This is a genomic window from Bacteroides sp. DH3716P (assembly GCF_025914115.1).
Lineage (GTDB): Bacteria > Bacteroidota > Bacteroidia > Bacteroidales > Bacteroidaceae > Bacteroides > Bacteroides ovatus.
The window spans coordinates 1,759,366-1,775,448 of sequence record NZ_CP083673.1 but is presented as its reverse complement, the minus strand read 5'-3'; the positions used below and the strand labels follow the sequence as shown (position 1 = coordinate 1,775,448).

The window sequence follows — 16,083 nt, the reverse complement described above, 5'->3', positions numbered from 1 at the left end:
TATAAACCAACATTAAACTTATGAATTCTAAATTTTTACTATTACCAACCGCTTTGATGGTTGCTGGACATTCTGCAGCAGAGGCCAAAGGAAAAAAGTCCGATCAAAGACCCAATATCCTGGTAATTCTTGCAGATGACCTAGGCTATTCTGACCTGGGATGCTACGGTAGTGAAATTCACACACCTAATCTGGACAAACTGGCAAAACAAGGAGTACGCTTCAATCATTTCTATAACACCAGCCGTAGTTGTCCGACGCGTGCTTCCTTATTGACAGGACTTTATCAACATCAAGCAGGAATCGGACGCATGACCTTTGATGATCACCTTCCGGGTTATCGTGGTACGCTTTCACGCAATGCTGTTACCATCGCTGAAGTATTGAAAGAATCAGGATATGCTACCAGCATGGTAGGTAAATGGCACGTCGCTGAAACTCCCCTACGCAAGGATCAACGCGAATGGCTGGCACATCATGTTTTTCATGACACATTCTCCGACTTATGTCACTATCCTGTTAATCGCGGATTTGATTCTCACTATGGAATCATTTACGGAGTGGTAGATTATTTTGATCCATTCAGTCTGGTAGAAGGAGAAGTACCCGTAAAAGAAGTACCGGAAGGATATTATATTACACAGGCACTTTCGGATCGTGCAGCAAAAGAAGTGGAAGAGTATGCAAAGGAGGATAAACCATTCTTTATGTACCTGGCCTATACAGCACCGCATTGGCCACTACAGGCACTCCCAGAAGACATAAAAAAATACGAAGATACCTATAAAGTAGGTTGGGAAGCTATCCGTAACGCCCGTTATGAGCGCCAAAAGCAACTGGGTATTTTCCCGGGAATGGATAATTTCCTTTCTGAAAGACAATTCAATGACAAATGGGAAGACAATGTGCATGCAGAATGGGATGCACGCGCCATGGCCGTTCATGCCGCTATGATCGATCGTATGGACCAAGGTATAGGACAAGTTATCGATGCATTGGAAAAGACCGGACAACTTGATAATACGCTGATCTTATTCCTCTCTGACAACGGATGCAGTAATGAAAATTGCCAAAATTACTCTCCAGGAGAAAATGACCGTCCTGACATGACTCGTGATGGGAAGAAAATAATCTATCCACACAACAAGGAAGTAATGCCTGGTCCACAAACCACATACGCTTCACTGGGAGCACGCTGGGCAAACGTAGCCAACACACCATTCCGCTTTTGGAAAGCCAAATCTTATGAAGGAGGAATCTGTACTCCGATGATTGCTCACTGGCCGAAAGGTATCAAGAAGAATGTCGGCAAAACGACTCCCGAAATCGGACATGTGATGGACATCATGGCTACCTGCATCGATATGGCAGGAGCTACTTATCCTACCAAATATAAAGGAAATGACATCATCCCATTGGAGGGTAAGAGTCTGGTTCCTATCTTCAAGACCGGACATCGTGAAGGACATAACTACCTTGGATTCGAACATTACAATGAACGTGCATTCCTCTCTAATGACGGTTGGAAACTGGTTCGTCCGGGAGAAAACGCTAAATGGGAATTATACAACCTGAATGAGGACCGGAGCGAAATGCATAATCTGGCAGCACAATACCCTGAAAAAGTAGCTGAAATGACAAAGGCTTATGAAGCATGGGCTAAACGTTGCATGGTAGAGCCTTACCCGGGACAAAAAAAGAAATAAAGCCTACTCAATTAATTAGAAAGAGTACTCGATTAATTATTTTATATTTGACTCCTGTCGGAAAATATCCAATGATATTGCACGACAGGAGTTTTTTTATATGCTTTTATCTATTCTTTATCAGGCCTCACCTGAAATCGGAGGCTGACCTGTATATTCCTTAGGCAGTACACCATATTGCGCTTTAAAACATTTCGCAAAATAAGAAGAAGAAGTAAATCCTACCTGCGCTGCCACTTCAGAAATCCGGGTACCGCTCATTATCAGTTCAGCAGCTCTATTCATACGAAGTGTCTTCAAATAATCATTAGGAGACATTCCGGACAAAGCCTTTATCTTCCGATAGAAATTAGAACGACTCATATTCATCTGTTCAGACAGGGTATCTATCGAGAAGTTCTCATCCGCCAACTGTTCGGCTATTACTCCCTGTATCTTAGCTATAAACTCACAATCCTTTTGAGACATCGCAAAATCCGTTGTCGAAACAGCAACCGTATCTCCTGCCAAGCTCACCATCAGTTTATGGAAAGACTGTCTCAACTTCAACAGATTCTCGATCTGCATATGGAGCTGTTTAACAGAGAATGGTTTCTCAACATATACATCCGCCCCACATTCAAGTCCTTCGACTTTAGACTCCAAAGTGGTTTTCGCCGTCAACAAAATAACCGGAATATGTGAATAAGAGATTTCAGACTTCACCTTGCTGCAAAGTTCCAGCCCATCCATCTCCGGCATCATAACGTCACTCACTATTACATCCACGTTTTCCTGCGCAAGCACTTCAAGCGCTTCACGACCGTTGGAAGCCCTCAACACACGGAACCACTCTGCCAATGACTCACGAGTCAGATTCAGCAAATCAACATTATCCTCAACCAACAGAACTGTAAACTTCTTCCCTGAATACTCCGAAGAGGTCGTTTCAGAAGCATCCGCATGTTCTGGGGATATTTCTACAATATCGCCCGTTTTTTCCGTCTCCCACTCTTTGACCGGAAGAGACAGTATAAACGAAGAACCACCTCCAATATTATCTTCCAGACGCAAATCTCCCTGATGAGCCTCTGCCAAAGACTTTGCAAAAGCCAATCCGATGCCAGTGCCTACTGCTGTGGCCACCTTATCGTCAGGCAGTTGATAGAAAGCCTCAAATATCTTTTGTTTCTGTTCATTTGGTATTCCGGGACCATCATCGTTCACTTGTATCTCATATCCCCCATCAGTGACAAGCAGCTTCAAGTCAATACGCGCATGCGCATATTTGATGGCATTTCCCATCAGATTGACAAGAATCTTACTTAATTTGTCCCTATCCACCGTAGACACCAGCTCTTGTTCGGGCACGATCAGTTGCAAATCAATACCTTTTAATTCAGCAGGACTTGTAAACTGATTATAAACGTCACTGACAAGTTCTTTAATATCACTCTTTTTCAGATTCAGATGCAGCGTACCACTCTCCATTTTCTGAAAATCAAGCAATTCATTAGTAATCCCCAACAGATAATTTACATTCTTATCTATCACAGACAAATACTTGAGATCTTTTCCTTCACGCTCTTTCTCTAATAATTTCTCCAAAGGAAGCCGTATCAAACTAAGCGGAGTACGTATTTCATGCACCAGATTGATGAAAAAGCTAATCTTCGACTTGTAAACTTCCTGTTCCTTGGTAATCTGATATTTTTCCATCCGCCGCTTATATTTGCGTTTAACACGGAGATTCCATCGCCAAGCCATCCAACCGATCCATCCCAACAGCATGAGGACATAAACGAAGTAAGCAAAGGTACTACGCCACCAGGGAGGAGTAATCACCACCTTTAAAGTGGTAGTATTCTCATTCCACTGGCGATCATTATTAGAGCCTCTGACTTCGAACAAATACTCACCGGGAGGCAAATTGGTGTAAGAAGCCATATTGTTATCGGTATTCAGAATCCATTCCTTGTCCACTCCCCGAAGTATGTAAGAATACCGGTTCTTCCCCGGATCTTCAAAACTAAGAGCGACAAAACGAATAGAGAAGCTATTGTTTTCGTAAGATAAAGTCACCTTATCAGCCATATAAAGCGGCTTATCCAACTGAAGCAGTTTCTTCACCTCCTGCTCATCGGTTTGATAAGGCAACCGGATATCGGTCACATAAACCGGAGGAATATATTTGTTATCTACAAACTGTTCCGGCTGGAATACATTAAAGCCATTGATCCCACCAAAATACAATTTTCCTTCGGATGATTTCAATGAAGATCGAGCTATAAACTGATTTCCTTGCAAGCCGTCATTAATCGTAAACTGGCGGAAATGATCTTTGGTAACAGGATTAATCTTAAAAATTCCGGCATTGCTGGATACCCAGAAATCACCTCCCTGATCTTGCTCAATCGCATAAATAACCTTGTTAGGTAATAAAGTATTATGCGGGTCAAATTCAATGAATCTTTTCTCCTTAGCATCAAAAGAACACAGTCCTCCCCCATTCGTTCCAAACCACATGGTTCCTTTCACATCTTCAAATAAAGTAATGATCGAATTACTGGTGATCGTAGTTGAGTCTTCCCGTTCGTGCTGATAATTTTTATAATGACCATTTATCGTGTTGTAAGTGAACACGCCACTACTGGAAGTAGCGATCCAGAGATGATTGTACATATCTTCATGCATATCGGTAATAGAGATCATAGAACCAATATTTATGATGGGCATAAAGTTATCTTTAGCGGCATCATAACGACATAAACCCCAGCTCGTTCCTACGTAAATTTCTCCGTTCCTCCCTCTATAAAAGCATAATACGTCGTTACTACAAATCGTATAGGGAATCCCGCGAGAATGAGTATAAACTTTCACAGCTCCGGTACGCAAATTGACAACCCGTATCCCTTTCGCATAAGTACCGATCCATAAATGGTCTCCATCCAACAATAAGGAACGAATGTCATACTTTTGATTATCATGTCCTCCGATTGGATAAGGAGAAAGTTCGCGGGTAGCAGCATGGAAGAAATATAAACCGCTTTGAGTTCCAATCCAGATATTCCCATCTTTATTCTCACAGAAAGGAGCAACAACCTTTCCCGCTCCGGACACTCCGGCCAGATAGGCAGGCGAATAATAATCAAAATGTTTGGTCTGCTTGGACATATAGTTGACTCCCCCCAAATTGGTCAACACCCAGAGAGCTCCTTCTGCATCCCACATCATGCCATTGATAGTCTGATCGCTCAAGCTTCTCGGATCGGTCGGATTATCCGTCCGCTGGAATGTATTTGTATTTTGATTGAACAGATAAAGCCCGTTATCCGTACCTACCAACAGCTCTTTATCCGTATACTTCAGCAAACAATGAACAGCTCCGAAATTAAACGCCGAACCACTGTAATTATCCATAGCATCGGTTCGTTCGTCCAAACGACTCAGCAGATTGTTTCCCGCACCAATCCAAATATCTCCATCGATATTCTGAATACAGTTTACTTTATAACTATCAGAAGCATTTATATCTAATGAAATTTCATACGTCCGGAGAAACTTGCCGTTTTCGTCAAAGCACAAAAGTCCTTCCTGTAAGGAAGATATATAGACCCTCTTCCGATCAGCACTCTGACAGAGGTCCCATACAAAAGATGTCTGAACACTATTTTGAGTCAGCACCTCTGTTTTCGGATCATAAATAAAAAATCCCTGTCCCAAAGTCGCAATCCAGATAAGACCATTTTCCGTCTTAATAATCTTTTTTATCTCACTGCTGATATACACATTATACTGCGTCGTTTTATCAAAGCAAGAGAAACGATCGGTATCCCGGTCATAAATATAAAGTCCGGAGTTTGTTCCAACCCAAATATTCTTGTCCACCTCTATCAAGGCTTCTACGAAATTATTTTCTAATGAAAATTTGTCGTTGAGAACATTCCGGTACACTTTATTGCCCCGCCCGTCATAACGGTTCAATCCGTCACTCGTACCCAGCCAGATAAAACCATAACTATCTTGAAGGGCGCACCACACGGTATTATGAGACAATCCATCTTCTACCTGATATTTCTTGAACGAAAAATAAGGAGACGCGGATAGTGTTCCGGTCCAGAAGATCAGCAAGCATATTAGTATTTTAGTTAACTTCATTCTACGTGTTTTTTATTCAATTATCGGTTCAGCCAAGGTTCAGGATTCAACTTTTCTTTCTCCCTACGCAACTGGAAGTGCAATACCGTCCGTCCATTATCCGTGCCGTCAGAAAAAACCTGACCGATAGATTGCTTCGTCTTCACCGTATCACCGGCTTTGACGGATGCAGAAGAAAGATTGCAATAAACAGAAATATAATTGCCATGACGAATGAGGACATTAAATAATCCGTTCAATTGGAACACAGCCGCCACCTTCCCATCAAAAATGGCACGCGCCTGTGCACCCGGTTTTCCCTGAATATCAATACCCTTGTTATCCAGTTTCACGTTGCGCAACCCCTCTACGGCATATTGTCCGTAACGGCTGGTGATAATATAAGCACCGGATATAGGCATTGGCAATTTCCCGCGATTCGCGGCAAAGTTACCTGATAATTCCCGATCCGCCTTACTCATGGTATAAGCCTCAAGAGGTTTCGATTTAGCGGCCGTTTCCGTTGCAGCAGATTTTCCCTCCTTGCTTTCCTCTTTCTTACGGGCAGCCGCTTCACGACGAGCTTCTTCCTGCGCACGCTTACGGGCACGCTCTATTTCTTCCGCAATTAATTTATCGATGCGGGCATTCAGCAGATTGGCTTCCCTGCGTTTTTTATTTATCTCATTCTGCAATCCTTTCTGCTTCTTTTGCAGATTAGTCACTAACGTACGTTTCTCTTTTTCCTGCTCTTCCAACTTCACCTTTTCGCTCTCACGTTCTTGCAGCAGGTTCTCTTTGGCGGCTTTCACTTGCTGACGTTCCGCTTTCTTCTTGCGTATCTGCTCCTGTTTCTTTAGGATTTCTTCCCCTTGCAGACGTTGATAAGTGGCATATTCACGAACATATCGCATACGCCGATAAGTCTGCCCCAGATTCTTTGCCGAAAAAATAAACATGAGCTTCTCCTCTATCGACTTATTCTTATACAAGTACTGGACAGAAGCTTCATATTTCTTCTTTTTATCTTTCAAATCCTTCTCCAGCCCGTGCAACTGGCGCTCCAATGAAGCCAACTCACGCTGGATAGCCTCCACATCATTGTTGATAGCCATGATATAGCGTTTCCGCTCTTCAATCTGTCCGGTCAACACAGCCAGACTATTCAACTGGCTTCCCACATCTTTCTTTGTATCCTTCAATATAGATTCCGATTCGGCAATCTGTTTTTGCAGCGCACCGCGTTTACTTTCCAGCTCACGAATCAACTTGTTCGATTGAGCGAAAAGAGGAACTGCCAACCAAAGGCAACTGATTAGAATAACAAAGAAACGTTTCATCATAATAAAGCTACCAGCATTTTTACTAATTCTTCCAAGGGAATCTGGTTGTATTTGGACGTCAGTTCCGTCGGAGTTATCGAAAACTCTTGTGTGGAGAACTCATAAAGTTGGACTTTTGCCTTTTCTAATGAAGGAATTCCTATATCTTTTCCTGTCAGCTCTGTCTTTCCACCAGGAAGAGAGGCATCCATCAATATCTTTTCCAAACGGGAAAACTCCACATTCTTCGACAATACATTTTTCAATTCAGCTTTAGTGGCACGAACAAAGCGTTTATTCATCCTGTCTACCAATAAAACTTCGTCGGGAGTAACTTCTATACGTGCCACTTCTGTACGCAGAATAGGCATCAATAAGGAGATTTGTACCCGCTCATGAGTTTTCATCTTCATGGTTCCCCCTACAGACATGCTTCCCTTCTTGCCGGGAATAGTCAACTGAAGCTTGGAAGCCAGGTAACTGGATGTCGGAGCCTTTGTCGAAGTCTTAGTTTCCGAAGTTGCCAAGTGTTTCGAACTCTTACAGCCGGCCAACACCACTACCACCAACAACAGTAGATAAATGATTCTTTTCATTCCGCAATATATTTCTTCTTCTCTATTTTCTGTTTCAACGTTTTCGACTCGCTACCCATTTCCAGTGCCTTCTTCCAATATTTCAACGCACCTTCCACATCGCCGGTCATAAAATAAATATCTCCGCAATGCTCCACAATCACATCACTCTTCTCGCCGTCGTTCTTCATTGCATTATCAATATAGATACGGGCTTCGGCATAGTTTCCCTTTTCAAAAAGAATCCATGCATAAGTATCGAGATAGGTCGAATTATTAGGTTCGGCTTTCACCGTTTTGTAACTCATCTCCTCCGCCTTGTCCAAGTCACGACGTTCCACAGACAGATAATAAGCATAATTATTTAATGCGCCAATATTGGAAGGATTATATACCAAAGCCGAATCGTAAGCAGCATAAGCCTCCGTCATTTGTTTCTTGGTATGATAAATATCCCCCATGATAGAATAAAAATCTGAAATGACTTCTTTTCTGGTATCGGGAGTTATATGTTCCAATGCTCTATTACAAACACTCAATACACTATCTCCCTGTTCTGCCTGATGATAAGCGATAGCCAGATAATAATAAAGTTCCAACGCATCCGGAGTAGCTTCAATGCCCGGTTCGCAGACCTTGATAATTTGCTTGTAATCTTCCTTTTTCACCGCCGCGCTAACCAGCATCAGACGGGCAGCCTTATTGGTAGGATCCAGATCAACCACCTGCTCCAATACCGGCACAGCCTCCTGTTCCATATTCTTCGACAACAGGTATTGAGAATAAAGCATCGGTATCTGCGGATCATCCATATCCTGCTTCATCATCCGGTCAAATAAGGCAATCACCTGAGTGCTATCTTTAGCGGACGACTGTTCATTTTCCGCAATCACCTGTCTCATGACACTGATTTTAGTATCAGAAGTCACCTTTTTGTTCAATAACAACGTATCCAGTTGCTGTTGATACAATTCTTTCTGCCCGGTCTGTTCATAGTAAGAAGCCATCGAGAAGAGAGCCATCGGATTATCAGGCTCTACAGCCAGTACCTTCTGGTATGCATCATAAGCTTCCTGCTTTTTCCCGTTCTGAAGATATACATCTCCCAGTATCACCTGATAACGCATATCCATCGGATATTCCTGTACCAGACTTTCTATTTCCTGAAATGCCTTCTTATCATCTTTCATCTGAAGATAAATCCGGAATTTCTCCATAGACAGCTGCTCATTCTTACCCAAACGTTTCTCTAAACGATTCAATGTAGAAATGACATCATTATACTTCTCCTGGCGACTGTAAATATCAAGAAGGCTGAACAAAGGGTCCTGTTTCGACGGGAAACGGGTCACCATCTTCTCAAGCAAAGCCGCAGCCTTATCCAATTCATTTTGTTGCTGGTACAAACTGACCAATCCCTGACTATACCAATAGTTATCAGGCGCAAAAGCCACTGCCTGCTCCAAAGCAACCTGACCTTGCGGCACCTGGCGAAGGAACATATAATATTGCGATATTTCATAAAGCGCAGAAGAAGCAGTGGGGTTGATATCCAGACAATGCTGTAGCAATCCAAATGCCGCATCATACTCATTCTTTCCTTTCATCCGCATGGCTTCTAAAAAGAAGTAGTCATATTTACGCTGTTGTTCAGCAGAAAGCAATGTTTCCTTCATCAAAGAAGCTCCATCTGCTTTCGCTGTTGTTTTTGCTGTACGCACAGACCGGATTCCCCCACATGAAGTGAGCATCAATACCGTCACGAACAGCCATCCTATTTTTATCTTCATTCTATTTTCTCCATTAAGCATTCATCATACTCCGGTATGTCCGAAACCACCGGCTCCCCGTTCTGTTTCATCCAGCACCTCCACTTCCTGCCATACAGGCTGTTCGTGCTTTGCTATCACCATCTGCGCGATACGTTCGCCATCTTCAATAACAAAAGCCTCGGACGAGAGATTAACCAAAATGACACAAACTTCTCCACGATAATCCGCATCAATCGTACCCGGAGAATTAAGTACCGTGATACCTTTCTTTATCGCCAGCCCGCTACGTGGACGAACTTGCGCCTCAAATCCCTTCGGCAGAGCGATATACAATCCTGTCGGCACCAGACAACGTTGCAACGGTTCCAATGTGATAGGTTCAGAAAGATTAGCACGGATATCCATTCCTGCGGACAATTCGGTGGCATAAGCCGGAAGCGGATGCTTCGATTTATTGATAACTTGAATATTCATAAATGCATGTTTACTATTTAACGGGCGAAAATACACATTTTGAACTGAAAAATAGTTAAGTTTGCAGTTAAATAATGTACCTGCAACCAAATTGCGAATGGTAAACAACTAAATCCTAAATAAAAAGATAAGTCAAGCATCTTTAAGTTCAAATGATAAACGGAACTTCCAATCACAACGTTGCCGCCTTTAGCTACAACCGAAAGTTTCTGTTTTGTAGTCCAAAGCGGCAACCATAATTTAGTTATAATCAAAAGAATATTTACATCTTAGAAAAAGAAAGTTTATATACGATCAATCTGCCCTAAAACGTTCAGTCTGCACATCACGAGAGTTTGCTCCTACCATGACATCAAATTCTCCCGGTTCATAAACGTATTGTAATCCTGAATTATAAAATCTCAAATCGTCTTCCGTGATAACAAACTTAACTTCACGACTCTCTCCTTTTTTCAAGAAGATACGTTCAAAGCCTTTCAGCTCTTTCACTGGACGAGATATTTCAGCGTAAATATCATGCAGATACATTTGTACGATCTCATATCCGTCAAAATCTCCGTCATTGGTTACAGTCACAGACACTGTCAACTCCCCATTTCTGGACAGTACATCCGAACTAAGTTGTAAATTCCCATAAGAGAAATTTGTATAACTCAAACCGTACCCAAAAGGATAAAGAGGTTCGTTACTCATATCCAGATAGTTACTGGAGTAACGGTTAAAAGAATGACTGTCAGGATCGGGACGACCTGTATTCAAATGATTATAGTACAGAGGAAGCTGTCCCACTGAACGGGGAAAAGTCGTAGTCAGCTTGCCGCCCGGAGTCACTTTACCGAACAATACATCAGCAATAGCATCGCCTGTTTCACTTCCACCGAACCAGACATTCAAGATAGAATGAACATTGGCATCCTCCCAGTTCAGAACTAACGGACGCCCTGTAAAAAGAAGCAACACTACGGGTTTACCCGTCTTTACCAGCGCCTTCAACAAATCCTGTTGAGCATCAGGAATCCCTAGTTCCGTACGTGAAGCCGATTCACCACTCATTTCAGCACATTCTCCCAAAGCCGCAACAATCACATCTGCACGGGCAGCCGTATGCAAAGCTTCATCCAACAATTGCAGTTCATTGCCGCGTTCTAACGGACGGATACCAGCTCCTCCTTTTTCAAGTTCCGCATCATGATATATATTACTACCTCTCGCATACAGTATTTCAGCCTTATCACCTGCTGCCGAACGAATTCCCTCCAATAATGTCCCGTGACAGGAAGGAGTACACGTCATACTCCACATCCCACACATATTATTACGGGCATCAGCCATAGGACCAATTAAAGCAATCTTACCTTTCCGTTCGAGCGGAAGCAGATGATCCTCATTCTTCAACAGAACAAATGTTTCAGCTGCGATTTCACGCGCCACCGCGCGATGAGCAGTCGTATAAAGTTCTTTTTCCACACGCAGGGTATCACAGTATTTATACGGGTCAGAGAACAAGCCCAATTTATATTTTGCTTCCAATACACGGCGACAAGCGGCATTAATCTGTTCTTCCGTAACTTTCCCTTCTTTCAGAGATTCTTCCAATGTATTCAGAAAACCGCAAGAAACCATATCCATATCCGTACCCGCCTGTAAAGCACGTACAGAAGCCTCTTTCAAAGGAGCAACCCCATGTGAGGACATTTCGGCGATAGAATTATAATCCGTCACTAACAACCCACAAAAGCCCCATTCATTCCGGAGCAAATCGGTCAGTAACCATTTATTAGCCGTAGCCGGAATGCCGTCCACCAAATTGAAAGAACTCATCACACTACCCACACCTGCCTCAACAGCTGCCTTGTATGGGGCAAGATATTCATTATACATACGTTGGCGACTCATATCAACCACATTATAGTCCTTCCCTGATTCGGATGCGCCATATAATGCAAAGTGTTTTACACAGGAAAGAATTTCGTTTTTTCCCTGCATATTATTTCCCTGATAACCGCGTACATAGGCTTTTGCTAACAGGGAACCCAAATAAGGGTCTTCACCACTACCTTCTGCAATACGCCCCCAACGACTGTCACGACAAATGTCAACCATCGGGCTGAATGTCCAGCAAATACCATCCGCACTGGCTTCTACAGCAGAAATGCGTGCCATACGTTCAACAGCTAGTGTGTCCCAGCTACAAGAAAGCGCTAAAGGAATCGGGAAAATGGTTTCATAACCGTGGATAACATCAGCTCCTACCAGCAAAGGAATTCCCAAACGGGTAGAATCAATGGCTATACGCTGCAAATCAACAATTTTTCTTATTCCTTTCACATTAAAAAAACCTCCAATCTCCTGGTTACGAACCATTTTCGTAAGTTCGGCACTATTTACATTACCAGTAACCAAATCACCCCCGGAAGGAAGATTCAATTGGCCCAACTTCTCGTGCAGTGTCATCTTTCCCATCAGATTGGCAATATATCGATCCATCTCTTTATCTCCTTCTTCAGCCGACAATGAACAGGAAGACAATAACAACCCATATAGAACGCCTAATAACAAGTATTGATATTTCATGTTTATTACTTATTATATAATCACTTCATTATTTAGATACTTACATTAATGAGATAAAATCTTAATATCCGAATCACTTAACCCATAATCAACAAGTGTATATTTTTTGCCTTTATACGGAGTCGGCATAAACCGCCCGGAACCTAATGTATCGTAAATGATCGGATTGAAAGAAGCATTCCTTTTTGCCCTGAACAGCAACACACAGAACTGACCGGAAACAGCATATCCAAATTCAATATCCTCTACTCCCTCTCCCAGCACTTCATAACCTTGCAAGAGAGGTTCAACACCTTTAAACATAAAATTAAGTTTTACAGTCAAATTATCGGCTAAATCTATCTCAAGGGTATTCCGCATTGGAGAAGAAATGACAGCCCCTAATACATTCCAATTCATATCATAATTAGCTAAAGTTGTCCATATTATCCCGTCAGAACTTACCCCTCTAAGCTTCTGCATCAAAGTCGTTTCGTAAGGATACAAACGCTGTGAATTAGCAACTACACAATTCAGGAAAGAAAACTTATCCGCAATATCCCATCCCACCAAATCAACAGGACAATCTAGAATCTTAAAATTATCATTTAATACAGTAAAAGTAGAATTGGACAACTTCACTTTCAAATTGGGGTTATTCCCTTCTGCCTGAATAAAGCTGGTTCCAAAATTATTCAAATATGAAAAAGAAATCTGTTGGTCCAGCATCAAATCCGGACTATAACCCTCATTCACGACGATTCCTCTATCAATCGTATCATAATAGACTTGATTGAAAACAAAAAATCCGCCACTAGCTATACGTATTCCGACTGTTGAACGGTAATTCTTACCATCCTCAAGATGGGTCCCTCCGGTAGTATCCCAAGAAAGAATATGTACATTGTTCAATATATGACCGGCAGATTTCGTAACTAAAGCTTCCTTTGTACAATAAATAAAAGTGTCAGATATCTTACAATCACAACAAGATTCATCTATATAGATACCGTATACATTATCATTCGAAGAGATGCCTTGAATTGTTACATTATCTATCTTTGTATCCGAGCTACCCGTTCCACCAGTTCCAATACCTTCAGGAACGTGTATGCGGATATGTGTATTACGTCCTCGCACCAGACTCATCGTACGTATCTGCACCAACTGCTTCCTTCCGTTTACTAGAATTCCATTATCTGCATTATAACAGTCTAGTATTCCTCCTTCGATATAAGAGAATCGCCGATGTGAAACATCGGTAAAATAGGTTTCTGAATAACCTACTTTAATCAATGCTTCCAAATGGACATCACTTTTAACCGTTGCATTCTTATCAAAAATAAGGTTTACATTTTTGGTATATTCCAATGGCAGAACGATAGGCTCCGTCAAGTTATAAGTTCCGGCAGGAAAATAAAGCGTTTTCCCATAAGACTGACCGACCAAATTATTAAGTTGAGAACCAATCAGTGTTCCATCATTCTTAATATCATAATCAATGACTGATACAATATCTTCATTATGCCCTTCCTTGACTTCAACAACAGCCTCCGGTAATGAATCATCATCGTTACATCCCCAGATTGGCATAAAAGATAATAAGCCTAAAAATAAAAAGTTAAGTTTCTTCATTTTTCTTGTTTTTTTAAGTTTAACGTAAAGTTTGAAATGAAGAGGCCGGTAATCCTGCACCGTTAATTAAGTTACATGTAGGATTATCTCCCCATCCATAGCGAACAGTCAAAGGATGTTTTACCATTTCCGATGATACAATGATTTCATTTCCACAGATTTCAGCTTCCGCCCAATGATATTTTCCGTCTATCCCTGCTATGGCAAACCCTGTCATTTTTTTTCCATCAGACGTTTTTAATCCTCCGTCTGCACACTCAAAAGAGAGAATAACCCTGTCTCCTTTCACACGGTAAGTCTGATAAACCGGACCACTACAAACAATCCGCTCACCATAGGTATCGGCACGTGCTAATAAGGCAAGTCTACGCCCTACTTCCTGTTTGTTTTTGGGATGAATATCATTCATATCGCCGATGTCTATGGTAACGGCCATACCCACATTGTCATAATACAAAGCTGTCTGGCGCTGCGCTTCTCGTAATTCAGCCCACTGTGAGTCTCCCGGTTCATCTGCTCTCTCTAAATAATTAGCCAATTGCACAAGGTAGAAAGGAAAATCATTCCCCCATTCCTCACGCCAGCTCTGAATAAGTAATGGAAGCAATATCCTATATTGTGTAGCACGCCCTACATTATTCTCTCCCTGATACCAAATAACCCCACGAAATTTGTAAGGTGCCAATGGATGAATCATCCCATTATAAAGCACAGTTTGCACATTCGGATTCATCTCAAACACTGGGTCAATATGAGATTGAGCGGCAACTTTACACTTCCATTCACCAGATATAAGAATCCAGTCTCCGACATCTTTGCTTAACTTCATTTCACCTCCGATGCCACACCCTCCTCCAGTATCCACGATACGAACAGTAATTACAGCTTTGCCCGCTTTTACTAAATTACCCGGTATTTCATAAGTACGGGAACGAGTATATCCTTTCGTGCTCCCTATCTCGATTCCGTTAAAATAAGTAATATCCTCGTCATCCACATACCCCATGTGTAAACTCAACGTTTTTCCCTCCCATTGTTCTGGAATATCCACCGTCTTTCGCCCCCAAACAATACCATCAAAATCAGGAAAAGTCTTTTCGATATTTCCGGGGAAAGAATGAGATATCCATCCTTCATCATTATAAGAAAGAGTATTCCAAAAAGGCTTTCCATTTCTCATTCCTTTATCTAACGACAAAATCTTTGCCTGCCTTTGTTCTTCCTCCGCCTGTAAATCACAATCCTTGTTTCCCAACCTTCGGATAAGCTTCAATTGCTCAACAAAATCGGGAACTTCGCCCAATGCTTGAGCACTTATCCACGGCTCTATATTAGTACCGCCCCAATGAGCACAGATAAGTCCTACCGGTACCTGCTGCGTGCGTGCTATTTCCCTACCGAAAAAATAGGCTGTTGCTGAAAACTCCCGGATAGTAACCGATGAACACACTTGCCATCCTCCTCCGACAGCAGTAAACTCCTGCGACGGACTTAGACTAATAGTATTACTCACAGTCATCAAGCGTATATCCGGGTAATTGGCCTGTGCCACCTCTTGTTGATAGTTTTTCACTTTGCCCCATCCTTCTACTGGCATTTGCATATTCGACTGACCGGAACAAAGCCATACTTCACCAATCATTACATTCTCCAATCTTACTTTTTCTCCATCCGTTATTTCTAAATGATAAGGTCCCCCGGCTTTTGGGGTTTTGATGTTTACTTTCCAATTACCCGTCCTGTCAGCTATATTCTCATATTTCTCCCCACTCCATGAAGGAATCACTATAACTCGCATTTCTGGAGATGCTTTTCCCCAAACAGGTACTTCAGCCTCTTGCTGAAGTACCATATTATCGGAAAATAAAGGAGACAACTTAACTTTGGCACAAGCGGTCAGTGACGCAAATAATCCCGACATTAATATAAT

Annotated in this window: 9 protein-coding genes; 1 reads left to right on the top strand and 8 read right to left on the bottom strand. The window is 42.1% G+C overall.

What is annotated here, in order from left to right; genetic code table 11:
* Window positions 1-20: 20 nt before the first annotated feature.
* Complete coding sequence (locus KQP79_RS06195) at window positions 21-1,706, top strand: arylsulfatase (protein ID WP_061448374.1); 1,686 nt, start codon at window positions 21-23, stop codon at window positions 1,704-1,706.
* A gap of 120 nt (window positions 1,707-1,826) precedes the next feature.
* Here KQP79_RS06195 and KQP79_RS06190 read toward each other — a convergent pair whose 3' ends face one another.
* The 8 genes from KQP79_RS06190 to KQP79_RS06155 form a co-directional block, all read right to left on the bottom strand.
* On the bottom strand, window positions 1,827-5,843 hold the full coding sequence (locus KQP79_RS06190; RefSeq protein WP_061448375.1) for a two-component regulator propeller domain-containing protein: 4,017 nt from the start codon (window positions 5,841-5,843) through the stop codon (window positions 1,827-1,829).
* Between the two features lie 20 nt (window positions 5,844-5,863).
* Window positions 5,864-7,165 (bottom strand): murein hydrolase activator EnvC family protein, encoded by a 1,302-nt coding sequence (locus KQP79_RS06185; protein WP_004309528.1) that lies wholly within the window; start codon window positions 7,163-7,165, stop codon window positions 5,864-5,866.
* A complete protein-coding gene (locus KQP79_RS06180; RefSeq protein WP_004298193.1) occupies window positions 7,162-7,740 on the bottom strand; it encodes a DUF4292 domain-containing protein in 579 nt (192 codons plus the stop codon). The genes KQP79_RS06185 and KQP79_RS06180 overlap by 4 nt, the downstream gene beginning before the upstream one ends.
* Entirely contained in the window at window positions 7,737-9,509 is a 1,773-nt protein-coding gene (locus KQP79_RS06175) for a tetratricopeptide repeat protein (RefSeq protein ID WP_022200118.1), read from the bottom strand. The genes KQP79_RS06180 and KQP79_RS06175 overlap by 4 nt, the downstream gene beginning before the upstream one ends.
* A gap of 24 nt (window positions 9,510-9,533) precedes the next feature.
* On the bottom strand, window positions 9,534-9,965 hold the full coding sequence (dut, locus tag KQP79_RS06170; protein WP_004309527.1) for a dUTP diphosphatase: 432 nt from the start codon (window positions 9,963-9,965) through the stop codon (window positions 9,534-9,536).
* Window positions 9,966-10,259: 294 nt separating this feature from the next.
* Window positions 10,260-12,539, bottom strand: coding sequence for a beta-glucosidase BglX (gene bglX, locus KQP79_RS06165; protein ID WP_004309526.1), 2,280 nt, complete (start codon window positions 12,537-12,539; stop codon window positions 10,260-10,262).
* A 45-nt stretch (window positions 12,540-12,584) separates the two neighbouring features.
* Complete coding sequence (locus KQP79_RS06160) at window positions 12,585-14,153, bottom strand: hypothetical protein (RefSeq protein ID WP_032845068.1); 1,569 nt, start codon at window positions 14,151-14,153, stop codon at window positions 12,585-12,587.
* 19 nt (window positions 14,154-14,172) lie between these two features.
* Complete coding sequence (locus tag KQP79_RS06155; RefSeq protein ID WP_224262802.1) at window positions 14,173-16,074, bottom strand: sialate O-acetylesterase; 1,902 nt, start codon at window positions 16,072-16,074, stop codon at window positions 14,173-14,175.
* Between the last annotated feature and the right edge of the window lie 9 nt (window positions 16,075-16,083).

Bases quoted from the DNA above. Each gene is read 5' to 3' on its own strand.
- KQP79_RS06160 (WP_032845068.1), bottom strand. From the start codon at position 14,153: ATGAAGAAACTTAACTTTTTATTTTTAGGCTTATTATCTTTTATGCCA.
- KQP79_RS06185 (WP_004309528.1), bottom strand. From the start codon at position 7,165: ATGATGAAACGTTTCTTTGTTATTCTAATCAGTTGCCTTTGGTTGGCA.
- dut (WP_004309527.1), bottom strand. From the start codon at position 9,965: ATGAATATTCAAGTTATCAATAAATCGAAGCATCCGCTTCCGGCTTAT.
- bglX (WP_004309526.1), bottom strand. From the start codon at position 12,539: ATGAAATATCAATACTTGTTATTAGGCGTTCTATATGGGTTGTTATTG.
- KQP79_RS06180 (WP_004298193.1), bottom strand. From the start codon at position 7,740: ATGAAAAGAATCATTTATCTACTGTTGTTGGTGGTAGTGGTGTTGGCC.
- KQP79_RS06190 (WP_061448375.1), bottom strand. From the start codon at position 5,843: ATGAAGTTAACTAAAATACTAATATGCTTGCTGATCTTCTGGACCGGA.
- KQP79_RS06175 (WP_022200118.1), bottom strand. From the start codon at position 9,509: ATGAAGATAAAAATAGGATGGCTGTTCGTGACGGTATTGATGCTCACT.
- KQP79_RS06155 (WP_224262802.1), bottom strand. From the start codon at position 16,074: ATGTCGGGATTATTTGCGTCACTGACCGCTTGTGCCAAAGTTAAGTTG.
- KQP79_RS06195 (WP_061448374.1), top strand. From the start codon at position 21: ATGAATTCTAAATTTTTACTATTACCAACCGCTTTGATGGTTGCTGGA.